General features: G+C 65.4%; 25 protein-coding genes. 14 read left to right on the top strand and 11 right to left on the bottom strand.

The window, feature by feature from the left end; all coding sequences use genetic code 11:
- The first annotated feature begins 346 nt into the window (after window positions 1-346).
- On the top strand, window positions 347-1,672 hold the full coding sequence (locus CEY11_RS15320) for an aspartate aminotransferase family protein (protein ID WP_198958909.1): 1,326 nt from the start codon (window positions 347-349) through the stop codon (window positions 1,670-1,672).
- 154 nt (window positions 1,673-1,826) lie between these two features.
- On the opposite strand, the gene CEY11_RS15315 is transcribed toward CEY11_RS15320, so the two are convergent.
- Genes CEY11_RS15315 through CEY11_RS15295 form a run of 5 tightly spaced genes read right to left on the bottom strand, consistent with a single transcriptional unit; the run spans window position 1,827 to window position 6,399 of the window.
- Complete coding sequence (locus CEY11_RS15315; protein ID WP_088604260.1) at window positions 1,827-3,089, bottom strand: NAD(P)/FAD-dependent oxidoreductase; 1,263 nt, start codon at window positions 3,087-3,089, stop codon at window positions 1,827-1,829.
- Entirely contained in the window at window positions 3,086-3,409 is a 324-nt protein-coding gene (locus tag CEY11_RS15310; RefSeq protein ID WP_143322863.1) for a c-type cytochrome, read from the bottom strand. Before CEY11_RS15310 ends, CEY11_RS15315 begins: the two co-directional genes overlap by 4 nt.
- A gap of 26 nt (window positions 3,410-3,435) precedes the next feature.
- Window positions 3,436-4,185, bottom strand: a complete 750-nt coding sequence (mobA, locus tag CEY11_RS15305; RefSeq protein ID WP_088604258.1) for a molybdenum cofactor guanylyltransferase — start codon at window positions 4,183-4,185, stop codon at window positions 3,436-3,438.
- On the bottom strand, window positions 4,182-5,270 hold the full coding sequence (moaA, locus tag CEY11_RS15300; protein WP_088604257.1) for a GTP 3',8-cyclase MoaA: 1,089 nt from the start codon (window positions 5,268-5,270) through the stop codon (window positions 4,182-4,184). The genes mobA and moaA overlap by 4 nt, the downstream gene beginning before the upstream one ends.
- A gap of 7 nt (window positions 5,271-5,277) precedes the next feature.
- A complete protein-coding gene (locus CEY11_RS15295) occupies window positions 5,278-6,399 on the bottom strand; it encodes a substrate-binding domain-containing protein (protein WP_088604256.1) in 1,122 nt (373 codons plus the stop codon).
- Window positions 6,400-6,529: 130 nt separating this feature from the next.
- Between CEY11_RS15295 and CEY11_RS15290 the strand changes: the two genes are divergently transcribed.
- The 7 genes from CEY11_RS15290 to CEY11_RS25565 all read left to right on the top strand — a co-directional run bounded on the left by CEY11_RS15290 (window position 6,530) and on the right by CEY11_RS25565 (window position 14,416).
- Window positions 6,530-7,036, top strand: coding sequence for a formate dehydrogenase subunit gamma (locus CEY11_RS15290; protein WP_088604255.1), 507 nt, complete (start codon window positions 6,530-6,532; stop codon window positions 7,034-7,036).
- On the top strand, window positions 7,033-8,604 hold the full coding sequence (locus CEY11_RS15285; RefSeq protein ID WP_088604254.1) for a formate dehydrogenase beta subunit: 1,572 nt from the start codon (window positions 7,033-7,035) through the stop codon (window positions 8,602-8,604). Before CEY11_RS15290 ends, CEY11_RS15285 begins: the two co-directional genes overlap by 4 nt.
- A 14-nt stretch (window positions 8,605-8,618) precedes the next feature.
- Entirely contained in the window at window positions 8,619-11,528 is a 2,910-nt protein-coding gene (gene fdhF / locus CEY11_RS15280; RefSeq protein WP_088604253.1) for a formate dehydrogenase subunit alpha, read from the top strand.
- A 31-nt stretch (window positions 11,529-11,559) separates the two neighbouring features.
- Window positions 11,560-12,432: a formate dehydrogenase accessory sulfurtransferase FdhD gene (fdhD, locus tag CEY11_RS15275; protein ID WP_233154904.1), complete on the top strand. Its 873-nt coding sequence runs from the start codon at window positions 11,560-11,562 to the stop codon at window positions 12,430-12,432.
- Complete coding sequence (locus tag CEY11_RS15270) at window positions 12,429-12,683, top strand: formate dehydrogenase subunit delta (RefSeq protein WP_088604252.1); 255 nt, start codon at window positions 12,429-12,431, stop codon at window positions 12,681-12,683. Before fdhD ends, CEY11_RS15270 begins: the two co-directional genes overlap by 4 nt.
- A gap of 181 nt (window positions 12,684-12,864) precedes the next feature.
- Entirely contained in the window at window positions 12,865-14,271 is a 1,407-nt protein-coding gene (locus tag CEY11_RS15265; protein ID WP_088604251.1) for an L-lactate MFS transporter, read from the top strand.
- A 13-nt stretch (window positions 14,272-14,284) separates the two neighbouring features.
- The gene (locus tag CEY11_RS25565) at window positions 14,285-14,416 is read left to right on the top strand and encodes an MFS transporter small subunit (RefSeq protein WP_198958908.1); all 132 of its coding nucleotides are present in this window, start codon (window positions 14,285-14,287) and stop codon (window positions 14,414-14,416) included.
- Between the two features lie 484 nt (window positions 14,417-14,900).
- Here CEY11_RS25565 and CEY11_RS15260 read toward each other — a convergent pair whose 3' ends face one another.
- On the bottom strand, window positions 14,901-15,362 hold the full coding sequence (locus CEY11_RS15260; RefSeq protein WP_088604250.1) for a universal stress protein: 462 nt from the start codon (window positions 15,360-15,362) through the stop codon (window positions 14,901-14,903).
- A gap of 220 nt (window positions 15,363-15,582) precedes the next feature.
- Window positions 15,583-15,924, bottom strand: a complete 342-nt coding sequence (locus CEY11_RS15255; protein WP_088604249.1) for a TIGR01244 family sulfur transferase — start codon at window positions 15,922-15,924, stop codon at window positions 15,583-15,585.
- An 82-nt stretch (window positions 15,925-16,006) separates the two neighbouring features.
- On the opposite strand from CEY11_RS15255, the gene CEY11_RS15250 reads away from it, so the two are divergent.
- Window positions 16,007-16,594 (top strand): GNAT family N-acetyltransferase, encoded by a 588-nt coding sequence (locus CEY11_RS15250; RefSeq protein WP_088604248.1) that lies wholly within the window; start codon window positions 16,007-16,009, stop codon window positions 16,592-16,594.
- Between the two features lie 262 nt (window positions 16,595-16,856).
- Here CEY11_RS15250 and CEY11_RS15245 read toward each other — a convergent pair whose 3' ends face one another.
- On the bottom strand, window positions 16,857-17,687 hold the full coding sequence (locus tag CEY11_RS15245; protein WP_198958907.1) for a ChbG/HpnK family deacetylase: 831 nt from the start codon (window positions 17,685-17,687) through the stop codon (window positions 16,857-16,859).
- 77 nt (window positions 17,688-17,764) lie between these two features.
- Between CEY11_RS15245 and CEY11_RS25560 the strand changes: the two genes are divergently transcribed.
- Window positions 17,765-18,154 (top strand): GtrA family protein, encoded by a 390-nt coding sequence (locus CEY11_RS25560; protein WP_198958906.1) that lies wholly within the window; start codon window positions 17,765-17,767, stop codon window positions 18,152-18,154.
- Here CEY11_RS25560 and CEY11_RS15235 read toward each other — a convergent pair.
- Entirely contained in the window at window positions 18,114-19,706 is a 1,593-nt protein-coding gene (locus CEY11_RS15235; RefSeq protein WP_158215336.1) for a glycosyltransferase family 39 protein, read from the bottom strand. The two genes, CEY11_RS25560 and CEY11_RS15235, sit on opposite strands and share 41 nt — an antisense overlap.
- Before the next feature lie 31 nt (window positions 19,707-19,737).
- Entirely contained in the window at window positions 19,738-20,754 is a 1,017-nt protein-coding gene (locus tag CEY11_RS15230) for a glycosyltransferase family 2 protein (RefSeq protein WP_233154903.1), read from the bottom strand.
- Window positions 20,755-21,040: 286 nt separating this feature from the next.
- Here CEY11_RS15230 and CEY11_RS15225 point away from each other — a divergent pair, with 286 nt between their 5' ends.
- The 3 genes from CEY11_RS15225 to CEY11_RS15215 all read left to right on the top strand — a co-directional run bounded on the left by CEY11_RS15225 (window position 21,041) and on the right by CEY11_RS15215 (window position 23,265).
- Window positions 21,041-21,445, top strand: a complete 405-nt coding sequence (locus CEY11_RS15225) for a group III truncated hemoglobin (RefSeq protein ID WP_088604244.1) — start codon at window positions 21,041-21,043, stop codon at window positions 21,443-21,445.
- On the top strand, window positions 21,438-22,712 hold the full coding sequence (locus CEY11_RS15220) for an NnrS family protein (protein WP_088604243.1): 1,275 nt from the start codon (window positions 21,438-21,440) through the stop codon (window positions 22,710-22,712). Before CEY11_RS15225 ends, CEY11_RS15220 begins: the two co-directional genes overlap by 8 nt.
- 70 nt (window positions 22,713-22,782) lie before the next feature.
- Window positions 22,783-23,265: an RrF2 family transcriptional regulator gene (locus CEY11_RS15215; protein ID WP_088604242.1), complete on the top strand. Its 483-nt coding sequence runs from the start codon at window positions 22,783-22,785 to the stop codon at window positions 23,263-23,265.
- A gap of 8 nt (window positions 23,266-23,273) precedes the next feature.
- On the opposite strand, the gene CEY11_RS15210 is transcribed toward CEY11_RS15215, so the two are convergent.
- A complete protein-coding gene (locus CEY11_RS15210; protein WP_088604241.1) occupies window positions 23,274-24,242 on the bottom strand; it encodes a Bug family tripartite tricarboxylate transporter substrate binding protein in 969 nt (322 codons plus the stop codon).
- Between the two features lie 257 nt (window positions 24,243-24,499).
- Between CEY11_RS15210 and CEY11_RS15205 the strand changes: the two genes are divergently transcribed.
- Window positions 24,500-25,339: an IclR family transcriptional regulator gene (locus CEY11_RS15205; RefSeq protein WP_233154902.1), complete on the top strand. Its 840-nt coding sequence runs from the start codon at window positions 24,500-24,502 to the stop codon at window positions 25,337-25,339.
- The last annotated feature ends 6 nt before the right edge of the window (window positions 25,340-25,345 follow it).

Here is a 25,345-nt window from a genome sequence, read left to right as displayed (position 1 = left end):
TCATGGGCACAGGCCTATACAGTTTTCACAATTCTACCAATACAGTTATAAAAATATCGGATTACTGTATATTTCAATGCCCGGCGGGGCTGAGGAGAATATCGAGCTGAGCGCGGTCGTGAGCGCGAGCCGGGCCGGCCGGCTTCTGGCTTGCGGCTTCTGGCTTGCGGCTTCTGGCTTGCGGCTTCTGGCTTGCGGCCTCGGGCGTGCGGCGTCGGGCTTGCAGCCTACAGCTTCGGGCTTGCGCCGATGCGCCGTCCGCCTCATTTCGCCAGGCACAAGCCTACGCCAAACGCCAGGCACCAAACGCCACCCATCAATCACAGAGACCCAGCAGAGAACCACCATGAGCAGTCCAGCCACCCTTCCCGATATGTCGCATATGTGGATGCCGTTCACGGCAAACCGCCAGTTCAAGGGACAGCCCCGCCTGCTGACCCAGGCCAAGGGCATGTACTACACCTCGCACGACGGGCGCCGCATTCTGGACGGTACCTCGGGCCTGTGGTGCGTGAACGCCGGCCACGGGCGCGAGGAAATCGTCCAGGCCATCGCACGCCAGGCAGCCGAGCTGGACTATGCGCCCAGCTTCCAGATCGGCCACCCCGACTCGTTTCGCGCCGCCAGCGCCGTGGCCGAGATCATGCCGGCCGGCCTGGATCGCATCTTCTTCACCAATTCGGGCTCCGAATCCGTCGACACCGCACTGAAGATCGCGCTGGCCTACCACCGCGCGCGCGGCGAGGGGCAGCGCACCCGGCTCATCGGGCGCGAACGCGGCTATCACGGCGTGGGCTTCGGCGGCATATCGGTGGGCGGCATTTCCCCCAACCGCAAAGCCTTCTCGGGCGCCCTGCTGCCCAGTGTGGATCACCTGCCCCACACCCACGACCTGGCACACAACGCGAATTCGCGCGGCCAGCCGGAATGGGGCGCGCACCTGGCCGACGAACTCGAGCGCCTGGTCGCGCTGCACGACGCCTCGACCATTGCCGCCGTCATCGTCGAGCCCATGGCCGGCTCGACCGGCGTGCTGATTCCTCCCAAGGGCTACCTGGAACGGCTGCGCGCCATTACCGAAAAATACGGCATTCTGCTGATCTTCGACGAAGTCATCTGCGCCTACGGGCGGCTGGGCGCCCCCACGGCCGCTGCACGCCTCTCGGTGACGCCGGACATCATCACCATGGCCAAGGGCATCAGCAATGCCGCCGTGCCGGCCGGCGCGGTCGCCGTCAAGCGCGCGATCCACGACACCATCGTCGACGCCACCGCCAGCGGCATCGAATTCTTCCACGGCTATACCTATTCGGGCCACCCGCTGGCCACCGCGGCGATCCTGGCCACGCTCGACATCTACAAGCGCGAACAGCTCTTCAAGCGCGCCGCCGACCTGTCCGCGGCTTTCGAGCAGGCCGCCCACCAGCTGGAAGACGCGCCCCACGTGGTCGACGTGCGCAACCTCGGCCTGGTCGCCGGCATCGAGCTGCAGCCGCGCGAAGGCGCCCCGGGCGCCCGCGCCTCCGAGGCTTTCCGCCACTGCTTCGACAAGGGTGTGATGGTGCGCTATACCGGCGACACCCTGGCCATTTCGCCGCCGCTGATCATCGAAGAAGGCCAGATCGCCGAAATCTTCGACACGATCCGGCAGGCGCTGCTGGCAATACAGTAAAGGCCAAAGGGCCGGCCGGCGTGGGGCGGCCGCGGCTTTGCGCACGCAGCCGGCCCACTGACATCCATCCGCACGGGCCCGCCTCGCATCGACACAGGCCCGCCGCCGGCACACGAGCCGCTCGTGGCATGCGGCGGCGCACTGCGCCCGCGCCTCAGGACAGCATATCGGCCCAGATGGCGCGGGCCCAGCTCGCGCCATCTCGCGCCTCGCGCGCGCTGGGTTCGCGCGACACGCCGCCGGCGCCCGGCACGGTGAGCATGGTGCGCTCCTGCGCATCGTAGCGATGCACGGTGGCCACATGCATGGCCAGCTCGGGCGACAAAAAGCTGAAGCAGGTATTGGCATACATCGGCTGGCTGTCTACGGGCCGCCCGGCCTGCAAAGCAATAATGGCCGCCGCGCAGGTCTTGCCATGCTGGCTCGCCATATGTCCCGACTTGGGCATGACGGGCGCGATTTGTATGGCATCGCCCAGCACGTGCACACCCGGCGCCGCCTTCGACTCGAAGCTCAGGAAATCCACCTCGCACCAGCGGCCGTTGGCGGTAGCCAGCCCCGCATCCACCGCCACGTCGCCGGCCCGCATGGGTGGAATCAAGTTGACCACGTCGGCCGCCTCGTGTTCGCCGAACTCGAAGATCACGGCATTGTCGGCCACGTCCACATCCACCGCCTTGAACTCGGGTGTGTACTCGATCATGCCGGGGTAAAGCTCGCGCCAGGCGCGCTTGAACTGCTCGCGTTCGGACGTGACGTCGGCGTTGGCATCGAAGACATGCACCTTGGCGCGCGGCTTGTGCCGCTTGAAATAAGCGGCGGCCAGGCAGGCCCGCTCGTAGGGCGCGGGCGGGCAGCGGTACGGCGCCTCGGGGATGGCGATGATGAAGCGCCCTCCGTCCGGCATGGCCTGCAGCTGGGCGCGCAGCGCCGCCACCTGCGCGCCGCCGCGCCAGGCATGCAGGAAGCGCTCGCGGGCGCGCGCCTCGGCCATGCCGGGTATCTGATCCCACATGAAGTCTATGCCCGGCGCCAGCACCATGCGGTCGTAGCTGATGGTGGCGCCGCCCTCGAGCCGCACACGGCGCGCCGGCGCATCGATATGCCGCACCCGGTCGCGTACGATGCGCACGCCGTCGTGCGCCTGCAGCGCCGCGTAGGACAAGGTGATGTCGGCCATGCTCCAGGCGCCGGCCAGTACCAGATTGGACATGGGCGCCGAGGCGAACTCGGCATGCGGCTCAACCAGCGTAACCTTCAGGCGGCCGCCGCTCCATCTGCGCAGATAGCGCGCGGCCGTGGCGCCGCCATAGCCGCCGCCGACCACCAGCACGTGTCCATCGTCCGCGGCCGCGCGAGCCAGACCGGGCGCGGCCAATGCGGCGCAGGCGCCGCGTAGGAAATTACGCCGCTTCATGGCGCCTCCGGCGCCAGTCCGGCGTACCACTGCGCGATCAGTGCCACCGTTTGCGCATCGTAGCCGCGGGCGATCTGGCCCATCAGATCGCCGGTCGCGGCCTGCGCCGCATAGTCGCGCATGGCCTGCTCGATGCGCTGCGCCGGCATGCCCGCCAGGCGCGGGATCTGCGAGCCGGACACTGGCCGCGCCGCGCCATGGCAAGTGACGCACGTGGCCGCGCGCAACGCGCCCAGCGGCGGCATGTCGATGCCGTTCGCCGCGGCCGCGGACGCGGCGCCCTCGGCCCTGGCCGCCGCCGTGGCAGCGGCTGCCGCCATGGCCGCAGCCAGCAGCATTGCCCGGGCTAGACGCTGCGGGCCATGAGCAGGCGTTCGGCTCTGCATAGATCCTCCGGCGTATTGATGTTGAGGAACATCCCTTCCTGTTCGGGAAAATCGACGGCGATGGCTCCCTGGCCAGCCTGCCACTGCTGCACTTTGCGCCCGCCGCTGCGCAGGAATGCGCGCAGGCCGTCGAGCAGATCCCGGTGCAGCAGCATGCACAGCGGCTGCGGGCCGCCACAGCGCGCATAGGCGAGCCGCGCGGCGGGCGATGCCGCGACAGGCAAACCTGCAGTCCACGATTCTGCGGCGGGCGATTCTGCAGCCGGAGACTCTGTGGCGGCCGAATCCGCGGCGGGCCGATCTACAGCGCCCGATCCCCCTGCACGCGGCGGCGTAGCCGACACGGCATCGGACAGGCGCTGCGCCAAGTCCGGCGGCAGCAGCGGCACGTCTACCGGCAGCACCAGCAGCCAGGGCGTTCGGATACGCGCCAGCGCCCCCGCCACGCCGGCCAAAGGGCCGGGCTGCGGGCCGAATTCGGGGTCGTCGGCCAGCACCGTGCCATAGCGCGCGTAATCGGACGCATTGCGGTTGGCGCTGATCCAGAGCGCCTCGACCCTGGGCCGCAGATAGCGGCAGGCATGCTCGATCAAGGGCGCCCCGGCCAGCTCCACCAGCCCCTTGTCCACGGGCGCAGCGCCGGGCGCACGCATGCGGCTCGCCATACCGCCGGCCAGCACCAGGCCGCTGGTGGCAGCATGCGGCCTCATCCGCCGATGTAGCTCATTTCGATTTTCTTGTGCTGCGCGCCGGCACTGCCGCGCAGCTCGGAATAGCGGTCGTCGCGCCCATGCCAGATGGCTGCGATGCGCTGCGCGAGCTGCTCGTCGGTGGCGCCACCGCGCAACAGCGCACGCAGGTCGTGGCCTTGCGAGGCAAACAGGCACAGGAACAGCTTGCCTTCGGGCGAAAGCCGCAAGCGGGTACAGTCGCCACAGAAGGGCTGCGACACGCTAGTGATGACGCCGATCTCGCCGGCGCCGTCGACATAGCGCCAGCGCCCCGCCACCTCGCCGCGATAGCTGCTGGCCACGGGCTCGATGGGGAACTCGGCGCCTATGGCGTGCAGGATCTCGGCGCCGGTCATGACCTCTTTCATGTTCCAGCCGTTGGTGGCGCCTACGTCCATGAATTCGATGAAACGCAGCACATGCCCGGAATGGCGGAAATGGCGCGCCATGGGCACCACCTGCCCGTGGTTCACGCCCTTGCGCACCACCATATTGATCTTGACCGGCGCCAGCCCCACTCGCGCCGCCTCGTCGATGCCGCGCAATATGGTCTTGACGCTAACCTGGCTGTCGCTCATGCGTTCGAACATTTCGTCGTCGAGCGCATCGAGACTGACCGTGACCCGGCTGAGGCCGGCATCTTTGAGGGCCTGCGCCTTCTTGGCCAGCAGCGTGCCGTTGGTGGTAAGCGTGATGTCGACAGGCTGCCCCTCGGGCGTACGCAGGGGAGCCAACATGGCGACCAGGATTTCGAGATTCTTGCGCACCAGCGGCTCGCCGCCCGTCAGGCGGATCTTGCGCACGCCCAGATCGACGCCGATGCGCGCCACGCGGGCGATTTCTTCGAAGGTAAGCAGCGCCGCATGCGGCATGAAGCTGTAGTTGCCGTCGAAAATCTCGCGCGGCATGCAGTAAGTGCAACGGAAATTGCAGCGGTCGGTAACTGAAATGCGCAGGTCGCGCAAAGGCCGATGCCGCGTATCGAGCAAGGCTTCCCCCGGCCGCGCGTCGGCCGTGCGCGGCGCGGGCGCAGCTTGTTTGGCAAGGAACACAACTTTGCTCATGCGACTATCATAAACCACTTGTAGCGGGCTTTTTCAGAGCCTGCCAGGATTCGCCCAAGGCCTCTTCCAGGGTCTGCACTTGGCCCATCAGCGTCGCATCGTAGCCCACCAGCTCGGCGACATAGTTCTGGTATTGCAAGCCGCACATCAGGCTCAGCAGGCGCTCCATGGCCGGCGTGCCCAGGCTGTCGCGATGCACCGCAAAGAAGTAGCGTTCTTTGACCAGCGGGATGAACGCCAGGCCGCAGCGCCAGGCTGCGGTCTCGACGCCGATACCGGCGTCGGCCATGCCGCTGGCGATATGCGCGGCTATGGCCATGTGCGTGAATTCGCTGCTGTCGTAGCCCTGGATCTGCGACGACTCGATGCCCAGCCGCGCCAGCATCAGGCCCACCAGATAGCGTGTGCTGGAGCCGATCTGTCGATTGACGAAACGCACCTCCGGATTGAGCAGGTCGGCAACGCCGCGTATGCGCTTCGGATTGTCGGGCTGCACAAACAAGCCGGTATTGCGTACGGCCAAATGAATCAGACAATGCCTGGAGGGATCCAGCCACTGGCTGTAGCGCTGCAGGATGGGCAGTTCGAAGTCGCCCACCGGCAACTGGAAGCCCGCCAGATCGCATTCGCGCCGATCGAGCGAGGCCAAGGCCTCGATGGCCGTGCGGTAGCGCAGTTCCAGCGGCGACATGTGCATGCCATTGGCCAGGCGCATCAAACCCTCGACCGCGAAGCCGTGGCTGGCGTGCAGCCGCAGATGCGGCTGGCTTTCGGGATACAGGCGCCCCAATTCTTCTTCCAGTTCCGAAGCCATGCTTTCGAGCGTGGGCATGAGGCGCGCGTCGACGCGCCGATTGGCCCACAGCAGGCGCTGGCCGAACAAGGTCAGGCGCGTGCCCTGGCGCCGGCGGGTCTCGAGCAGCTCGGCGCCGAACTCCTGTTCGGCATTGCGCAAGATGCCCCAGGCATGACGATAGGACAGCCCGCAGGCCTTGCAGGCACCGGCGATATGGCCCACGGCATCGATGGCGGCAAGCAGCCGCAGCACCTCGCCCAGAGCCAGAATTTCCCCCGTGGGCTTCTCCAGCAGCCACTCCGAACTCAGCCGTGCCTTGAATTTATATGTCATTTATTTCCTATTGAAAAAGCACACGGTCAGAGTAGGATTAGCGCAAAAGCGCAGTTTTAATATGTAATTAATAACATAATAAGTGGGTTTTTTGCAGCCCGCCCGGCATCACCCTACGGAGGACAAGGCCATGCACACCTCACCTGACCATTCCATGGCGGCGCCGCCCGAAGACACCGTACGGCGGGTCGCGCTGCAGGCACTGCAGCGCTACGAGGGCCAGCAGGGCAATCTGCTGCCGGTGCTGCATGCCGTCCAGGAAATGCTGGGCTACATACCGCCCTCGGCGGTACCCGTGCTGGCCGAAGCCATGCAGCTCTCGCGCGCCGAAATCCATGGCGTCATCAGCTTCTACGCCCATCTGCGCGACAAACCCGCCGGCAAGGTCGTGCTCGAGATCTGTCGTGCCGAGGCCTGTCAGGCCATGGGCGGCGAACGCCTGGCCGAACACGCGCGCCACAGCCTGGGCTGTGACTTCCACGCCACCACCGCCGACGGCCGCGTCACGCTCGAGCCGGTCTATTGCCTGGGCCTGTGCGCCCAGTCGCCTTCGGTGATGATCGACGGCCGCCCCCATGCGCGCATGACCGCCGACAAACTCGACGCGCTGCTCCAGGAAAAGGGGGTGCAGCTATGAATACCCCTGTGCGTATTTTTGTGCCGCGCGACAGCGCCGCCCTGGCGGTGGGCGCCGACGCCGTGGTCGAGGCCATCGCCCGCGAGGCCGCGGCGCGCGGCGCCGACGTGCAGATCGTGCGCAACGGTTCGCGCGGCCTGCTCTGGCTGGAGCCGCTGGTGGAAGTCGAAACGCCGGCCGGGCGCTGCGCCTATGGGCCGGTGGCCGCCGGCGATGTGGGCAAGCTGTTCGAGGCCGGCTGGCTCGAAGGCAAGCCGCATCCGCTGGCTCATGGCCTGACCGAAGCAATCCCCTACCTGCAGAAACAAGAGCGCCTGACCTTCGCGCGTGTCGGCATCACCGACCCTGTCAGCGTCGCCGACTACCGCGCCCACGGCGGCTTGGCGGGGCTCGAGCGTGCCCTGGGCATGCAGCCGGCGGCCATCGTCGAAGAAGTCGTGCAATCCGGCCTGCGCGGCCGCGGCGGCGCGGCCTTTCCCACCGGCATCAAATGGAAAACGGTGCTCGCCACCGAGGCGCCGCAGAAGTACATTGTCTGCAACGCCGACGAAGGCGACTCGGGCACGTTCTCCGACCGCATGCTCATGGAAGGCGACCCCTACGCGCTGATCGAAGGCATGGCCATCGCCGGGCTGGCCACCGGCGCCACCTACGGCTATATCTACGTCCGCTCCGAATACCCCTACGCCATCGCCACCCTGCAGCAGGCCATCGCGGCGGCCCGCGCCGATGGCTGGCTCGGGCTCGACATCCAGGGCAGCGGCCGCGCCTTCGACCTTGAAGTGCGCAAGGCCGCCGGCGCCTATATCTGCGGCGAAGAAACCTCTTTGCTCGAAAGCCTGGAAGGCAAGCGCGCCGTGGTGCGCGCCAAGCCGCCGCTGCCCGCCGTCAAGGGTCTGTTCGGCAAGCCCACGGTCATCAACAACGTGATCTCGCTGGCCTCGGTGCCCATCATCCTGGCGCGCGGCGCGGCGTTCTACCGCGACTACGGCATGGGCCGTTCGCGCGGCACCCTGCCCTTCCAGCTGGCGGGCAACATCAAGCACGGCGGCCTGGTCGAAAAAGCCTTCGGCCTGAGCCTGCGCGAACTGCTGTACGACTACGGCGGCGGCAGCGCCTCGGGGCGCCCGCTGCGCGCGGTGCAGGTAGGCGGCCCGCTGGGCGCCTACCTGCCCGAATCGCAATGGGACACGCCGCTGGACTACGAAGCCTATATCGGCATCTCGGCCATGCTGGGCCACGGCGGCCTGGTGGCCTTCGACGACACCGTCGACATGGCGCACATGGCCCGCTACGCCATGGAATTCTGCGCCATCGAATCCTGCGGCAAATGCACACCCTGTAGGGTCGGCGCCGTGCGCGGCGCCGAAGTGGTCGAGCGCATCATCCGCAACGAACAGCGCGAACAGCAGGTAGAGCTGCTGCGCGACCTGTGCGACACGATGCTGGGCGGTTCGCTCTGTGCGCTGGGCGGCATGACGCCCTACCCCGTGCTGTCGGCACTGGAACATTTCCCCGAAGACTTCGGCCTGCCTTCTCCCGGCACTGCCGCCCGCAAAGCCGCCTGAACCTGGAGCCCGCCATGCTAGAAACCGTAGTCAAACGCGACCGGGATTTCGGCACCCCTGCCGCCATCAGCACCGAGCTGGTGCGCCTGACCATAGACGGCCAGGAAGTCGAAGTTCCCGCCGGCACGTCCATCATGCGCGCCGCGGCCGAAACCGGCATCAACATCCCGAAGCTGTGCGCCACCGACAGCCTCGAGGCCTTCGGCTCCTGCCGCCTGTGCCTGGTGGAAATCAAGGGGCGGCGCGGCTACCCGGCCTCGTGCACCACGCCGGTGGAAGCCGGCATGGTGGTCTACACCGAAACGCCCAAGCTGCACGAATTGCGCCGCGGCGTCATGGAACTGTATATATCCGACCATCCGCTGGACTGCCTGACCTGCCCCGCCAATGGCGACTGCGAACTGCAGGACATGGCCGGCGTGGTGGGGCTGCGCAATGTGCGCTACGGCTATGAAGGCGCCAACCACCTGAACGACACAACCGACGCCTCCAACCCCTATTTCAGCTACGACCCGTCCAAGTGCATCGTCTGCAACCGCTGCGTGCGCGCCTGCGACGAAACCCAGGGCACCTTCGCACTGACCGTCGACGGCCGCGGCTTCGCCTCGCGCATCGTGGCCGGCCAGAACGACTCCTTCCTGGCCAGCGACTGCGTGTCCTGCGGCGCCTGCGTACAGGCCTGTCCGACCTCGTCGCTGACGGAAAAATCCGTCATCGACATGGGCCAGGCCGAACATTCCGTCATCACCACCTGCGCCTATTGCGGCGTGGGCTGCGCCTTCAAGGCCGAAATGAAAGGCCAGGAAGTGGTGCGCATGGTGCCCTGGAAGGACGGCAAGGCCAATCGCGGCCACTCTTGCGTCAAGGGGCGCTTCGCCTGGGGCTACGCCACGCACAAAGACCGCATCACCACGCCCATGATCCGCGCCAGCATCAGCGAGCCCTGGCGCGAGGTCAGCTGGGAAGAAGCCATCGCCTACGCGGCCTCGGAAATCAAGCGCATCCAGGCCAAGTACGGACGCGACTCGGTCGGCGGCATTACCTCTTCGCGCTGCACCAACGAAGAAACCTGGCTGGTGCAGAAGATGGTGCGCGCCGGCTTCGGCACCAACAACGTCGATACCTGCGCGCGCGTCTGCCACTCGCCCACCGGCTATGGCCTGAAGACCACCCTAGGCGAATCGGCCGGCACGCAAACCTTCGACTCGGTGATGCACACCGACGTCGCCATCATCATCGGCGCCAACCCCAGCGCCGCGCACCCGGTATTCGCGTCGCGGCTCAAGCGCCGCCTGCGCCAGGGCGCCAAACTGATCGTCATCGACCCGCGCCGCATCGAACTGGTCGACGCGCCCCACGTCAAGGCTGCCTACCACCTGCCGGCACTGCCCGGCACCAACGTGGCCATCCTCAATGCGCTGTCGCACGTCGTCGCCACTGAAGGCCTGATCGACGAAGCATTCGTGGCGGCCCGCTGCGAGGCCAAGGCCTTCGAACAATGGCGCGACTTCGTCTCGCTGCCCGAGAACTCTCCGGAAGAGCTTGAAAAAGTCACTGGCGTACCCGCGGCCGACGTGCGCGGCGCGGCGCGGCTCTATGCCACCGGCGGCAACGGCGCCTTCTTCTACGGTCTGGGCGTCACCGAGCACAGCCAGGGGTCGACGGCGGTCATGGCCATCGCCAACCTAGCCATGGCCACCGGCAATATGGGTCGCGAAGGGGTCGGCGTGAATCCGATGCGCGGCCAGAACAATGTGCAGGGCTCCTGCGACATGGGTTCCTTCCCGCACGAGCTGCCGGGCTACCGCCACATTTCCGACGACAAGGTGCGCCACGAATTCGAGCTCGACTGGGGCGTCACGCTGCAGCCCGAACCAGGCCTGCGCCTGCCGAACATGTTCGACGCCGCCATCGACGGCAGCTTCAAGGGCCTGTACTGCCAGGGCGAGGACGTGGTGCAGTCCGACCCCGACACGCAGCACGTGGCGCAGGCGCTGGCCAGCATGGAATGCATCATCATGCAGGACATGTTCCTGAACGAGACCGCCAAGTACGCCCACGTGTTCCTGCCCGGCTCGTCCTTCATGGAAAAAGACGGCACCTTCACCAATGCCGAGCGGCGCATCTCGCGGGTGCGGCAGATCATGGAACCCAAAAGCGGCTATGCCGACTGGGAAATCACCTGCCTGCTCTCGAACGCGCTGGGCTATCCCATGAACTACACGCACGCCAGCGAAATCATGGACGAGATCGCGCGGCTGACGCCGACCTTCTCGGGCGTGTCCTTCGCGCGCATCGAGGAACTGGGCGGCAGCGTGCAGTGGCCCTGCAACGCCGAAGCGCCGGAAGGTACACCCATCATGCACGTGGGTGAATTCGTGCGCGGCAAGGGCCGCTTCATGATCACCAAGTACGTGCCCAGCGAAGAACGCAGCACGCGCAAGTTCCCGCTGCTGCTGACCACCGGCCGCATCCTGTCCCAATACAACGTGGGCGCACAAACGCGCCGTACCCCGAACGTGGCCTGGCACAGCGAAGACCTGCTCGAGATCCACCCGCACGACGCGGAAGACCGCGGCATCGAGGCGGGCGACTGGGTGGCGGTGCAAAGCCGTGCCGGCGAAACCGTGCTGCGCGCCGATGTCACCGAACGCGTGCAGCCGGGCGTGCTCTACACCACCTTCCACTTCCCCGAATCGGGCGCCAACGTGGTCACCACCGACAGTGTCGACTGGGCCACCGGCTGCCCCGAATACAAGGTCACGGCGGTACAGGCGCGGCGCGTCACGCAGCCGTCCGAATGGCAGGCGAAGTGGTCGCGCTTCAGCGAAGTCCAGGAAAAACTGCTGCGCCAGCGCAAGTGTGCCGACGACGATGCCGCCGACGCGCCCAAGACGCCGGACAAAGCCAGCGTTGCCCACTAAGCCCGTCGCCCGCGAACCCGCGGCAACGCACATGAAGCCACCGGACATCGCCATGCAGGAACCCGACCCGCTGCTCGCCGGCGGGCAGGGAGCCTGCCGATCGCACCTGGTGCTGCGTGTCGACGCGCAGCGCGGCACGCAGCGCGAAGCCGATCTGCTGGCCGAAGAAACCGCTGTCGCGCTCGAATACAACGGCATCAGCCACGCCACGCTGCTGGCCTCGCCCTGCGATCTGGAAGACCTGGCCTACGGTTTTTCGTACACCGAGGGCATCATCCGCGGGCCGCATGACATGCGCGACGTGGAACTGGTCGAGCGCGGCAACGGCCTGGTGCTGCAGATGCAGATCGCCAGCGCCTGCCTCGACCAGCTCAAGCGCCGGCGCCGCAGCCTGGCCGGGCGCAGCGGCTGCGGGCTGTGCGGCATCGAAAGCCTGGACGAAGTGCGGCGCGACCTGCCGCCGCTGGCGCCGCGCGGCACTCGGGTCGCGGCCTCGGCGGTCGTCACCGCGGTGGCCGAGCTGCGCGGCATGCAGGCCCTGCATGCCGCCACCGGCGCCACGCATGCCGCGGGCTGGGCCGATGCCGCGGGCAAGATCATGCTGGTGCGCGAAGACGTCGGACGGCACAACGCCCTGGACAAGCTCATCGGACACCTGCTGCGCAATGCTGTGGAAACGGCTGATGGCATTGCGGTGGTGTCCAGCCGGGCCAGCTTCGAAATGGTGGAAAAATCCGCCGCCGCCGGCATCTCGGTGCTGGCGGCCGTATCCGCCGCCACGTCCTACGCCACGCGCACCGCGGAAGAACTCAATGTCATGCTGGCCGGCTTCACCCGTGGCCGGCAATTCACCGTCTACAGCCATCCCGAATACCTCAACCGCGAGGGAGATCCGTCCAGATGAATCTGAATCACTTGATCCGCATGGCCAACAGCATCGGCGACTTTTTCGAGGCGATGCCCGACCGCGCCGAGGGCCTCGAAGGCATCGCCAACCATATCCAGAAATTCTGGGAGCCGCGCATGCGCACCGACTTGCTCGACTTCCTCGACCAGCACCCCGACGGCCGCGCGCCCGACGTAGGGCTGTCGGCCATCGTGCTGCAAGCCATCAACCAGGATCGCGAGCGGCTGCGGCCCAAGGCTGCCGCCTGATACCCGCCGCACTCCGTACCCTGCCCCTTTGCTTCAAACCAACCATCCGGGAGGCTCAAACCCAAGTTCCAACTGCCCCACTCGTCTTATAACTATTAGCTATGACTACCTATTGCCTTATTGTTATTGACCACCCGGTGCTCCACGATACCGCAAAGCTAGCCACAAGGAGACAGACAATATGAGCGTGCTCAGCCCATCAGAACATGGATTTTTCAGCAAGGAACGCATTACTGCCCGCCCCGGATTCAACCGCTGGATGATTCCGCCCGCCGCCCTGGCCGTGCATCTTTGCATCGGACAGGCCTACGCATTTTCCGTCTTCAACAAGCCGATGACCCAGCTCCTCGGCATTACCAAATCGGCTCCCGGCGACTGGTCGCTGGCCTCGCTGGGCTGGATCTTCAGCCTGGCCATCACCTTCCTGGGCCTGTCGGCGGCCTTCGCCGGCAAATGGCTGGAAGATGTGGGCCCGCGCAAGGCCATGTTCACCGCGGCCTGCTGCTTCGGCGGCGGCTTCCTGATCGGCGCCATAGGCATATCACTGCACCAGCTATGGCTGGTATATCTAGGCTACGGCATCATAGGCGGCATAGGGCTGGGCATAGGCTACGTGTCGCCGGTATCCACGCTGATCAAGTGGTTCCCGGACAAGCGCGGCATGGCCACCGGCATGGCCATCATGGGCTTCGGCGGCGGCGCCTTCATCGCCTCGCCGCTCTCGGTCGCACTCATGAACCACTTCCATACCGCGACGTCGGTCGGGGTGGCGCAGACCTTCATCTTCCTGGGCGTGGTCTATTTCATTTCGATGAACATCGGCGCCTTCGCGATCCGCATTCCCGCGCCCGGCTGGAAGCCCGAAGGCTGGACGCCGCCGGCCACGCAAAACGCCATGATCACCAAGAACCACGTGCACATCGACCAGGCCCTGAAGACGCCGCAATTCTGGCTGGTGTGGTGGGCGCTGTGCCTGAACGTCACGGGCGGCATCGGCGTGATCGGCCAGGCCTCGGTGATGATCCAGGAAAGTTTCAAGGGTGCGGTCACGCCCGCCGCCGCGGCCGGCTTCGTCGGCCTGCTGTCGCTGTTCAACATGCTGGGGCGCTTCTTCTGGTCGTCGGCCTCGGACTACGTCGGGCGCAAGAACACCTACTACATATTCCTGGCGCTGGGCGCGGTGCTGTACTTCCTGGTGCCGGGCATGGGCGCGGCGGGCAATGTGGCGCTGTTCGTGCTGTTCTACGTGATCATCATCTCGATGTACGGCGGCGGCTTCTCGACGGTGCCAGCCTACCTCGCCGACTTGTTCGGAACGCGCTACGTGGGCGGCATACACGGCCGGCTGCTGACCGCGTGGGCGGCGGGCGGCATCTTCGGCCCCGTGCTGGTGAACTACATACGCCAATACCAGGTGGCGCACGGCGTGCCGGCATCGCAGGCCTATACCGACACCATGCACATCATGGCGGTATTGCTGATCATAGGCTTCATCTGCAACTTCTTTGTACGCCCCGTCGCATCGCACCACCACATGAGCAGCGAAGAGCTGGCCATGGATATTCAACCGGCCATGGCCACCAAATAAACGGAGACTTCGCATGAACGACCTGACCCAACAGAGCAAGCCGACCTCTCCGCTGCTGCTGATCGTCTTCTGGCTGTACGTCGGCATCCCGCTGGTCATCGGCATCTACCAGACACTGCTCAAGGCCGCTGCATTGTTCAAATAAGCATCCGTACTGGAAGAAGCCTCCGTGTTGGCCGGACTCCGGCCTGCCGGACTGCTGCGCCCCCTGGGAGGGGGGCGCTTTTTTTATCTTGGGTAGCGCTTTTCCCTTGGGCAGGCTTTTTCCTCGGGCAGGCTTTCACCCCCCGGCAGGCTTTCACCTCGGACAGGCTTTTGTCTTGGGAAGCATTTTTGTCCTGGGAAAAGTTTTTCCTAGGAGGCGCCTTTGTGCTGGGAAGAGCTGTTCTTGGGAAGAACAAGACAAACCGGCGTCCCTGTACGGGTCGCGCCTCGAGCGCCCAGCAAAAACGCCGGATGATTTCCGGCGTTTTTGCTGGGTTGTCTAGCTGGGTTGTCTAGCTGGGTTGTTCAGCCGAGTTGTGCCCGGCGCGCTGTTTTGTCGCGCTGTATGCCGGTGATGCAGCTACGCCTATAAAACGTAACCCCTTGCCGGCGCCATCTGCAGGCGCCGCCGGCTGGCGCCGGCCCTATTCGGATTCCTTGACCCGATACACCAGCACCGCGGTCTTGGCCAGGCCCAGAACCTTGACCGTGACGCTGCCCAGCAACAGGCGCGACAGGCCGCTGCGGCCATGGCTGCCTATGAAGATGAGATCGCACTTCTCGTCTTCGGCGGCCTGCACCAGACCATCGGCCACGTTGAAATTCGACACGGCCTTGCCGGAAGCCTTGACCCCCGCCGTCGCGGCGCGGTCGAGTACCGACTTGAGGTACTTCTGGGCCTGCTCGGTAGCGGTCTTTTCGTAGTCTTCGTCGGTAATGGCATAGGCGGCAGCCATGCCGTCGAAGCCCACCGTCGCCGCAAAAGGCTGCGTGACGTACAGAGCCACGACTTCCGCGCCGATCTGGCGCGCGAAGCATACGCCCTTGTTCGCGGCCTGTGCCGACAGGGCGGAACCATCGGTGGGAATCAATATCTTCTTGAACATGGCATCTGACTCCAAGTTTGATTTCTCCTATGCTAAACCATAAATTGTAAAAAAATAAAGCTGCCGCGCCTAGGGTTTGCGCTACTCTAGGTTACAGGATCCGGCACCCCTTCTGGGTAACTCTTGGCAAATTCGGCGCCCGCGCCGCCCGCAAGCCACGTCGGCGCCCGTGCGCCGAGCGCAACCCGCCGACACGACGCCGGGGAATTGCAGCCCGGGCTCAGGCACCCGTGGCGGCGCGATACAAATTGGCGCAGCGGGTGCCGGTGCGGCAATAGGCCAACACCGGCGCCGGCAAGGCCTTGAGCAGCTCGGCGAAACGCTCTACGTCGGCGGCCGTCATGGCGCCGCTTACCACGGGTTGGTATTCGACTTTCAGGCCCGCCTGGGCCGCCGCAGCCATCACGTCGGCAGCCAGCGGCTGATCGGGGCCGCCCTCGTGATCGGGGCGATTGATGATGACGCTCTTGAACCCCGCGGCCGCCACGGCCGCCATATCCTCGGGCGCAAGCTGCGGTGCCACCGCGAAGGAATCCGTCAAGGCGTTGACAGGCACAGACATGTTTTTCTCCTTGGAGCGATCTATACTTTGGAGCCTAATCGTAACCCCAAATCGTACCCCCAAGCCCCGCCCCGAAAACAACATGATTCCCGGCGCCATCAAGCAGACAGCCCCGCACGGTTCCGAGCCCCTGGCCGGCCTGCGCATCCGCGACGCCGGCACCGAGGACATGGCTGCGGTGCAAGCCATATACGCGCAGCACGTGCTGCGCAGCTCGGCCACTTTCGAGGAAGTGCCGCCCGCGCTGCACGAGATGCGGGCGCGCCGCGAACACGTGCTGCAGCAGGGTCTGCCCTACCTGGTGGCGGCGCTGGGAGGCGAGATCGCCGGCTACTGCTACGCGTCGGCCTACCGGCCGCGGGTGGCCTACCGCCACACGATAGAAGACTCCATCTACCTGGCCGACGGCCGCGCCGGCATGGGCCTGGGCAAGGCCTTGCTGTCGGCCTTGCTGGCGCGCTGCGAGCAAGGCCCCTGGCGGCAGATGATCGCCGTCATAGGCGGCACCAACAACTCCGCCTCCATCGCCCTGCACCGCAGCCTGGGCTTCAAGCACGTAGGCACACAACCGTCCATCGGCTTCAAGTTCAACCAGTGGATAGATGTCGTGCTGATGCAGCGCGCCCTGGGCGAAGGCGATGCCACGCTGCCCACGGCAAGCCGCCGCTAGGTTCCGTTGACGCTAAGTCCTGTTGACGGCTAAAAGGAGCACCTCTTTCAGCCTCGACAGGCCCTCGGGCACTGTCAGATCAGGCCCTTATTCCATTTCCAAATCAATCGTGAACGCGAAAGCGAAGCGCAGACAGTACACCTAGTACGGCAAGCGAAGCTGACAAAGTGCACGGTTAATTTGGAAATGGAATTACACCCCTCGAGGCATTGCTACAGACAAGTACCGCGGAAAACCTCTAAGCATTTGAGCCTAAATTGCCCTAGCGCAGTTCCAGGCCGGCGGCAGCCAGCCAGCCCGGCATTTCGTCACTCGCCAGCACCCGGAATTCCGCCGTGCGCTGCGCACCCAGGCCGTCGCCCTCGCAGGCGCGGGCCGCCGGATGGCACATGAGCAGGTCGGCATCGTGCGCGTGCTTCAGCCAGTGCCGCAGCAGCGTGCGGTAGGCGGGCTCGCCCCCCTGGAATCCGTATACGCCCAGGAAACCCGGGTTCAGCCTGTAGCCCAAGCGGCGTGCCATGCGCGCAAACCGATGCGCACCCAGCAGCTCTATGACGCCGGCCTTGAACACCAGGGCAAGCGGCCCGGCGCCGCCGCGCCGCATGGCGGTATAGCGCAGCCAGGGACGCCCAGTATAGGGGTTCTCAATATCGGGGCTCTCGGCATAGGAACGCCCTGCATAGGAGCGCCCAGTCTTGGATCTCCCGGGCGCATAGCGCCGTTCCAGTTCGGCCAGCAATACGCTGCGCAGCTGCGGCAGCTGGTGCACATGCTGGTGGCCGTCGACGAAATCAGGCGCGCGGCCCATGGCGTCCTCGAAATCGTCGAGCTGCCGCGCGACCTGGGCGCGCAGCACGGCCTGGTCGAGCCGGCGCAGATAGGCCAGGGCAATGAGCCGCGACAGCGGCAGGTACAGGCCGTGGGCATCGCCCAGCGCTTCGGTAAAATTCAGGTGCAGCCCGGTCTGCAGCCCCGACGCGGCCAGCGCCGCCGCATCGGCGCGGAAGTGCGGCGCGCCGCTCATGCAACTGGTGGCGCTAAGGCGGCCCAGGTCGGCCAAGCGCAGCACCGCCTCGTTGACACCCGGATTCATGCCAAAATCGTCGGCGCAGATCACAATGCTTTTTTTTGCCACTTCTATCACACCGTCTAGCCTCTGGAAATCACCCCATGCGTAAACTCATCCGGCAACTGGGCTGCTTTGTTGCCGTGGGCTGCGCCGCCGCCGCCACGCACTGGCTGGTGGCAGTGCTGGCCGTACGCCTGGCGGGCTACCCGCCGCTGGTAGCCAATGTGGTGGGCTGGCTCATCGCATTCTGCGTATCGTTCGCGGGCCACTATCGCTATACGTTCCGCCACCAGCGCGCGCCATTGCTGCGGGCCGCCGGCCGCTTCTTCCTGGTGTCGGCGCTGGGCTTCTGCGTCAACGAGCTGGCCTATGCCTACCTGCTGCACGCCACGACCATACGCTACGACGTACTGCTGGCGCTGATTTTAATAGGCATTGCCGCGGGCACCTTCATTCTGGGGCGCTTCTGGGCGTTCCGTCACAGAACCTGAGCGCCGGCCCCGGCTCAACGCGCCAGACGCGCAGCTTGCGGTCGGCGGCATAAGGGGTCATGGCCGCCACGAACGGAAAGTCGTGGAAGCTGTTGCGGTCGCCCACCAGCCAGATCACGTGGGTGCGCGCGCTGCACAGCTGCTGCACCAGCGCGGCCGGTCGCACCAGCGTGCGCGCCGCCGCATCCGGCTCGAACTGGCCGGCATCGTAGAGTTCCTTGCGCCAGTTGTCCTCGGTCTTGATCGATGGATCGTCCCAGTCCGACACCACATAGGCCGGCCGCCCCGCGCGCAGATAGAAGTCCAGGTCGTAGCGATAGCGGCCCAGCATGACCACCTGGTCGCCCGGCTGGAACTGGGCGCGCATGGCCAGCGCCAGCGGCTTGGAGCTGGGCTGCGGCGCCACCACCAGGGCCAGCACGGCCACCAGGCACAGGCCGATCGACACCAGGGTATAGATCGAGAACGTGGCCAGCGCCTTGCTCTCGCCGGCGCGCATGCGCAGCTCGAAAGGCTCGCTCAGGAAAAATGCGAAGGGCACGAGCAGCGGCAGAATGTACCCCACCAGCTTGGAGCTGGGTATGGAAAAGAAGATCAGCACCACCAGCAACCACGACAGCATCAGGCCGCGCAGCGCGGCGCGCTCGGGGTTGCGCCAGTAGGCGGGGCGCGCCGCGCGCCACACCTGTATGGACCAGGGCAGGCTCAACACCAGCAGCACGGGCACGTAGAACCAGAACGGATAGGGGTTGTTGAAGCCCGACTCCAGGAAACGCTTGAAATGCTGGTAAACGATGTAATAGTCGAAAAAGCCCGAATAACGCCACTGCATGGCAATCATCCAAGGCAGCGACACCAGCAGGAACACCGCTATGGCCGGCACATAGAACATGCGCAGCAGGACATCGACGCGCCTGCGTCCCAGCAGCCAGAAGACGATGATCGCACCCGGCAGCACTATGCCTATCAGGCCCTTGGCGAGAAAGCCCAGGCCTGCCGCGGCATAAGCCAGCGTCAGCATGCCGCGGTAAGCGCGGCCCGCCTCGATGCGGAATGCGGCATCGGCCGCCAGCACCACCGTGGCGGTGATCATCGCCGCCACCGTCATGTCGAGATTGGCGTACTGCCCGCCGCCGAACAGGAAGGGCTGGGTGGCCAGTACGACGGCGGCCAGGGCGGCCAGGCGCTGGCTCGCGTACTTGCGCAGGAACCAGAATGCCAAGCCGACAATCAGGGCCGCGGCCAGCACCGAACTCATGCGCGCCGCCCACGCATTGGCGCCGAACAGCTTTAGCGATGCAGCCGTAATCCAATAGAACAGCGGTGGCTTGTGGAAGAACGGCAGCCCGTCCAGGCGCGGCACCGACCACTCGCCCCGCTTGAGCATTTCCCATGCCACACCCACATAACGGCCTTCGTCGGGGATGAGGAGCGGGCGCGTCCAGGTCGTAGCCGCCAGCCACACGAACGTGCCCAGGGCGCACAAGCAGGCCGAGCGCAGCCCCAGCACCTTGGCGAGCAAGGCGGTATAGCGTTGCATCAGATTCTTCATGGCCGGCAATCCCTTTGCGGCTCGCCCACGCTCAGGCCCGCCCTTCGTCTTCGGCCGGCAGCCGGGCACCGGCATGCATCGTACCGAGCTGCGCGGCCGGATCCGCATCCAGCCCCAGCCCCAGGCGCTTGCGGCTCAGGTACACCGGACGGCTCTTGACCTCGCCAAAGATGCGGGCCACGTACTCGCCCAGAACGCCGATGGAAAGCAGATTGACGCCGGCAAAGAACAGCACCACGGTAATCAACGTAGTCCAGCCTTGCACCGGATCGCCGTACAGGATGTGGTTGACGACGATATACAGCCCGTAGATAAAAGAAAGTATAGACAAAGTAGCGCCAGATACGCTCAGCAGGCGCAGCGGCCAGGTCGTGAAAGCCGTAATGCCGTCGATGGCGAAACGGAACAGCTTCAAGGGCTTGAAGCGGCTGGTGCCGTGCAGGCGCTCCGGCGGCGAATAATACAGCGGCTCGGAACGGAAACCCACCCAGGCGAACAAACCCTTCATGAAGCGGTTGCGCTCGGGCAGCAGGGCCAGCGCATCTACCACGACGCGATCCATCAAGCGGAAATCGCCCGCGTTCTCAGGCACCTTCAGTCCGCCCGAGGTGCGCATCATCTGGTAGAACAGCTTGGTGCCCAGGCGCTTGAAAACCGATTCGTCGCTGCGCGTGGCGCGCACCGCATAGACCATTTCCACACCCTGCCGCCAGCGCTCGAGCATGGTGGGGATCAGCGACGGCGGGTGCTGCAGGTCGGCGTCCATGCATACCACCACCTGGCCGCGCGAGGCGTCCAGGCCCGCGCTCAGCGCGGCCTCTTTGCCGAAGTTGCGCGACAACTGCAAATACACCAGTTGCGGATGCTGTTGCGCCCAGCGCGCCATGGCCAGCGGCGTGCCGTCGGTGCTGCCGTCGTCCACGACGATGATCTCGAACGGGCAGCCCAGGCTTTCCAGCACCGCGAACAGCGAAGGCAGCAACACATTCAGGTTGGCTTCTTCGTTGAGGCAGGGAACCACGCAGGAAATCGACGAAAGCTGCGGCATATTCTTGGACAGGATTTTGGGACGTAGCGGGCGGCGGAAAAAGGACGGCGCAGGCACGCGGCGACCCGCCATATATATGCAATGGCGGCGGCACAAGCCCTCCCCGCGGTGCGATCCCGGCCTTTATAGCATGTCGGGCGGCGCCGCGGTGTGCGCGCAACACACGCCGGCACGCCGATTGACGCGGCTGGCTGCCGGGATATAAGATTCATATTAAATATATCTTTAACGCGCAGCCGGAACAGCCGGCGGCGCCCTCCCCTGCGCACACACCGGAGCACCCCGCATGGCAACTGCCGACCTCTGTACTGAAGAAGAAATCGCTACCCTGGTCTATGGCTTTTACGACAAGGTGCGCGCCGATCCGGTGCTCGGCCCCATCTTCGATACCCACGTCGACGACTGGGGCACCCATCTGGCAAAGATGTGCAGTTTCTGGTCGTCGCTGCTGCTGGGCTCGGGCACTTATCGCGGCGCCCCCATGCCCACCCACATTGCACTGCCCGGCCTGCAGGCGCCGATGTTCGGGCAGTGGCTGGCGCTGTTCCACCAGACCACCGCGGCCCTGCCCAACCGTCCTTTTGCCGAACGCGCCGACGAGTTCGCGCAGCGCATCGCCCGCAGCCTCTGGTTCGGCTATCAGCTGAACAATCACCCCGACCGGGCGCCTACCGAGATCGTCCATGCCTGAATTGTTGGCCATCGAAGAGCCGGCCCCTTCGCGGCCGCGTCCCAGCCTGCACGCCTTTCTGTCGCTGGGGTTCCGTCCGCTGTACATTGCCGGCACCGCCTGGGCCGTCATCGCCGTGGCCATATGGATCTTCACCCCGGCCCTCATAGGCGCGCCGCTGTCCGGCGTCGCCTGGCATGCGCACGAAATGCTGTGGGGCTTCATCGCCACCATCGCCGTGGCCTTCCTGCTGACGGCCAGCGCCAACTGGACGGGCATCAATCCGCTGCACGGCACGGGCCTGGGCGTGCTCTGCCTGCTGTGGCTGGCGGCCCGCCTGGCCTATCTGTTCGGCGGCACGGGCGGCTTCTGGCTGGCTGCCGCCTGCGAATCGGCATTCTTCCTGGGCGCCGCACTGGCTCTGCTGCGCGTCATGCACAAGGCGCACAGCCGGCGCAACTACGGCATACCCTGGCTGATTCTGGGCCTGGGCGCGGCCAACCTGCTCTACCTGCAGGCGGCTCTGCGCGGCGACTACGCGGCCCTGATCCAGCGCTTCGACCTGGGGCTGCTATGCATGGCCGTGATCGCGCTGCTGATCGCCCGCCGCGTCATTCCGTTTTTCGCCATGCGCGCCGTAACCGGGCTGAAAATCCCCATGCTTACGCGCAGCGGCCACGCGCAGATGGTGCTGGGCGTGCTGGCCATCGCGGCCGCACTGGCCGGCCTGCCGCTTGCTGCGGCCGCGGCTCTGGCGGCGGCGGGCCTGATCGGCTTGTTCCAGGTGTGGGCCTGGCGTCCCCTGGCGGTGCGCGCCAATCCGCTGCTGTGGATTCTGTACCTGGGTTATACCGCCCTGAGCCTGGGGCTGCTGGCAGCCGCCGCCTACCTGGGCGGGCTGGAATCCGGCCCGCTGGCCCGGCCGGCCACGTACGTGCACGTCATCGCCATGGGCGGGTTCTCCGTACTCATCATCGGCATGATCACGCGCACCGCGCTCGGCCACCTGGGCCGGCCTTTACGGGTGGATCGCAGCATGACCTGGAGCTACGGCCTGATGATCGCCGCGGTGGTGCTGCGCCTGGCGGCGCTGTGGCCCGCCTCGGTCAGCCAGGCGCTGCTGCACGCTGCGGCCGCCTGCTGGATCGCCTGCCTGGCCCTGTACCTGTGGCGCTTCGTGCCCATGCTGATACGGCCGCGGCCCGACGCCGCGCCGCCGCCCCAGGCGCCGCGCGGGCAGGCGCCCGTCACCATGGTGCGCGGTTCGGCGCAGGAGCCCAGGCCGTGAGACCCGCGGCCAGCCCGGGCCGCGCAGGGCAGCGACTCATGCGGCAAGCGCCGGACAAGGAGCTCTTCCCTTGCGCCTGACCACCCATACCGACTACGCCATGCGGCTGCTCATGTACCTGGGGCAGCACCCCGAGCGGCTGTGCACCATCGCCGAAATCGCCCAGGCCCACGGCATCTCGGAACCGCACCTCATGAAGATCACCCACCGGCTCGGCCTGCGGGGCTGGATCCACACGGTGCGCGGCAAGCACGGCGGCATGCGGCTGGCCATGGAGCCCGCGCAAATCGGCCTCGGCGCGGTGCTGCGCGATACCGAGCACGACCTGGAGCTGGTGGAATGCTTCGGTTCGCACAACACCTGCACACTGCGCGGGTATTGCCGTCTGACGGCCATTTTCGAGGGCGCACTGCACCAGTTCCTGGATCACCTGGACAGCTATACCCTGGCGGACATCCTGCCCAGCGACGAGCAGATGCCGGCGCGCCCTTTAACGACGGAGCAGCCTTTGAAACTGGCTCGGCCCGCCGCCGCGGCTACCCATCACGACTGACATACCGTTCAAAGCTTGACGTGGGCATCGTGGATCACCTTGGCCCATTTCTTGACTTCGCTCTTCAAGAACGTCTTCAGCTCGGCGGGCGTGCTCCCCACGGGGGTGATGCCCAGATCCTGTAGCCGTTTCGCGAATTCCGGCGTGTGCACGATCTTGATGATGGCCTGGCTCAGCACCTGCACCCGATCCGCTGGGATACCCTTGGGCCCGATAATAATGTGCCAGGATCCGGCGACATACCCCGGCACGGTTTCCTCCACCGTCGGTACATTCGGCAACAACGGCAGCCGCTTTTCGCTGGTGACGGCCAGCGCCATCAGCTTCCCGCTGCGCACCAAGGGCAGGGCCGCGGGAACGTTCAGAAATATGAAAGAAACGTGACCGCCCAATAGATCGGTGATTCCAGGTGTATCGCCCCGGTAGGGAATATGGTTGAATGTCTTGATTCCCGTCATGGTCGCGAACAATTCCACGGCCAGATGGTTCGATGCGCCGACCCCTCCCGATCCGAAGTCTATTTTCTTCGTCGTATGCTTGGCCTTTGCTATCAACCCGGCAATATTTTTCACGCCCAGCGCCGGGCTGGCGGTAACCACCATGGGAACCGTTCCGATCAGGCTGATCATCGTGAAGTCCTTGATCGGATCGTAGGTCGCCGCCGGATTCAAAGTGCTGTTGATGGCATGCCCCGATGGAAGCAGCATAATTGTGTAACCGTCGGGGGCGGATCGGAGCCCTATTTCCGTGCCCACGATACCATTGGCGCCTGTGTGATTTTCCACGATGACCGGTTGCCCGAGCACCTTGCCCAGGCGATCCGCAAGCATGCGTGCAATCGTGTCGGAGGTGCCGCCAGCCGAAAATGCCACCAGCAGCTTGATCGGCCTGTCGGGATAGGTCTCGGCCCGCGCGCCCATGCCCACACAGATCAAGGCAGCCATGGCAAAGGCCCTTACTACACCGGATATTCGCATAATTGTCTCCTATTATCGCGAGCTCTTTCCGCCGTCGTCGAAGTGGCGAAAAGGCCTGCATCAGTGAACAAACATCCCGTCTGCAAAGATCCGCGGCGGAAATGGCCGCGGCGATCAAGCATAAGAGCCGCCATGGCGCACGGCCGGATATTGGCTCGCTACGCGAAATAGAAATTTCGCAGGCGCATACCCCCGCTGTACGCTATTCAAACTATCGAAACACCGAGTGCCCGCCGATCCTCGATGGAGACATAAAAATGGAGATGAAAGCCGTAAAAGACCCGGCCCCCTATGCGTACTGGGCGGACGAGCCGCAGTTGCATGAAGGCGACCGGCAATTCGCTACGACCCTGGCCAGAGGGCTGGATCTGCTGCGCTGCTTCAGCCCGTTCAGTCCCGAGCTGGGCAACAAGGATCTTTCGATTCGCAGCGGCCTGCCCAAGCCCACGGTCTCGAGACTCACCTACACGCTGACATCGCTGGGCTATCTGAAGCACGATCGGACTTCCGGCAAATACCGGCTCGGCTCGGCCGTGCTGTCGATCGGCTACCCGCTACTGGCCAACCTGAACATCCGGCAGATAGCCCGCCCCTACATGCGGGAGTTGGCCAACTATGCCAATGGATGGGTTTCCATCGGCATCCGGGATCGGCTGAACATGGTCTATATCGAATCGGCGCGCTCGAGCAACGTCTTGCGCGTCAAGCCCGACGTGGGCCAGAGCTTCCCGATACTGATGGGATCCATGGGCCGCGCCTATATTGCGACGCTGGCCGACGCCGAGCGCCAGGCGCTCATCAACGAAATGAAAGTCAAGACGCCGGATCTCTGGGCCAAATACGAAGCCGAAACATACCGATCCATCGAAAGGTACAAAACACACCATTTCTGCATGCGGCACAGCGACATCCTGCCGGACGCCCATTCGGTCGGCTCCTGCCTCACGACTGCGGTGGACAACGAGATCATTGCCTTCAACTGCGCCGTGCCGATTTATGCGCTTCAGCCCAACCAGCTCGAACAGGACATCGGGCCCAAGCTGGTGAAGATGGTGCGCACAATAGAAGGGGTGCTGAGATCGCGATGCAGCGGATGATCGCCA

It is taken from the genome of Candidimonas nitroreducens (genome assembly GCF_002209565.1).
Classification (GTDB): Bacteria; Pseudomonadota; Gammaproteobacteria; order Burkholderiales; family Burkholderiaceae_B; genus Candidimonas; species Candidimonas nitroreducens.
The sequence above is the reverse complement of the archived record's forward strand: the minus strand, read 5'-3'. Positions and strand labels throughout refer to the sequence as shown.

Excerpts from the sequence above, each read along its gene's own strand:
- CEY11_RS15235 (WP_158215336.1), bottom strand. The coding sequence starts at position 19,706 with ATGAAGAATCTGATGCAACGCTATACCGCCTTGCTCGCCAAGGTGCTG.
- CEY11_RS15285 (WP_088604254.1), top strand. The coding sequence starts at position 7,033 with ATGAATACCCCTGTGCGTATTTTTGTGCCGCGCGACAGCGCCGCCCTG.
- moaA (WP_088604257.1), bottom strand. The coding sequence starts at position 5,270 with ATGAGCAAAGTTGTGTTCCTTGCCAAACAAGCTGCGCCCGCGCCGCGC.
- CEY11_RS15220 (WP_088604243.1), top strand. The coding sequence starts at position 21,438 with ATGCCTGAATTGTTGGCCATCGAAGAGCCGGCCCCTTCGCGGCCGCGT.
- CEY11_RS25565 (WP_198958908.1), top strand. The coding sequence starts at position 14,285 with ATGAACGACCTGACCCAACAGAGCAAGCCGACCTCTCCGCTGCTGCTG.
- CEY11_RS15320 (WP_198958909.1), top strand. The coding sequence starts at position 347 with ATGAGCAGTCCAGCCACCCTTCCCGATATGTCGCATATGTGGATGCCG.
- CEY11_RS15315 (WP_088604260.1), bottom strand. The coding sequence starts at position 3,089 with ATGAAGCGGCGTAATTTCCTACGCGGCGCCTGCGCCGCATTGGCCGCG.
- fdhF (WP_088604253.1), top strand. The coding sequence starts at position 8,619 with ATGCTAGAAACCGTAGTCAAACGCGACCGGGATTTCGGCACCCCTGCC.
- mobA (WP_088604258.1), bottom strand. The coding sequence starts at position 4,185 with ATGAGGCCGCATGCTGCCACCAGCGGCCTGGTGCTGGCCGGCGGTATG.
- CEY11_RS15295 (WP_088604256.1), bottom strand. The coding sequence starts at position 6,399 with ATGACATATAAATTCAAGGCACGGCTGAGTTCGGAGTGGCTGCTGGAG.
- fdhD (WP_233154904.1), top strand. The coding sequence starts at position 11,560 with ATGAAGCCACCGGACATCGCCATGCAGGAACCCGACCCGCTGCTCGCC.
- CEY11_RS15230 (WP_233154903.1), bottom strand. The coding sequence starts at position 20,754 with ATGCCGCAGCTTTCGTCGATTTCCTGCGTGGTTCCCTGCCTCAACGAA.
- CEY11_RS15270 (WP_088604252.1), top strand. The coding sequence starts at position 12,429 with ATGAATCTGAATCACTTGATCCGCATGGCCAACAGCATCGGCGACTTT.
- CEY11_RS15310 (WP_143322863.1), bottom strand. The coding sequence starts at position 3,409 with ATGGCGGCAGCCGCTGCCACGGCGGCGGCCAGGGCCGAGGGCGCCGCG.
- CEY11_RS15250 (WP_088604248.1), top strand. The coding sequence starts at position 16,007 with ATGATTCCCGGCGCCATCAAGCAGACAGCCCCGCACGGTTCCGAGCCC.
- CEY11_RS25560 (WP_198958906.1), top strand. The coding sequence starts at position 17,765 with ATGCGTAAACTCATCCGGCAACTGGGCTGCTTTGTTGCCGTGGGCTGC.
- CEY11_RS15210 (WP_088604241.1), bottom strand. The coding sequence starts at position 24,242 with ATGCGAATATCCGGTGTAGTAAGGGCCTTTGCCATGGCTGCCTTGATC.
- CEY11_RS15255 (WP_088604249.1), bottom strand. The coding sequence starts at position 15,924 with ATGTCTGTGCCTGTCAACGCCTTGACGGATTCCTTCGCGGTGGCACCG.
- CEY11_RS15225 (WP_088604244.1), top strand. The coding sequence starts at position 21,041 with ATGGCAACTGCCGACCTCTGTACTGAAGAAGAAATCGCTACCCTGGTC.
- CEY11_RS15245 (WP_198958907.1), bottom strand. The coding sequence starts at position 17,687 with ATGAATCCGGGTGTCAACGAGGCGGTGCTGCGCTTGGCCGACCTGGGC.
- CEY11_RS15205 (WP_233154902.1), top strand. The coding sequence starts at position 24,500 with ATGGAGATGAAAGCCGTAAAAGACCCGGCCCCCTATGCGTACTGGGCG.
- CEY11_RS15265 (WP_088604251.1), top strand. The coding sequence starts at position 12,865 with ATGAGCGTGCTCAGCCCATCAGAACATGGATTTTTCAGCAAGGAACGC.
- CEY11_RS15290 (WP_088604255.1), top strand. The coding sequence starts at position 6,530 with ATGCACACCTCACCTGACCATTCCATGGCGGCGCCGCCCGAAGACACC.
- CEY11_RS15260 (WP_088604250.1), bottom strand. The coding sequence starts at position 15,362 with ATGTTCAAGAAGATATTGATTCCCACCGATGGTTCCGCCCTGTCGGCA.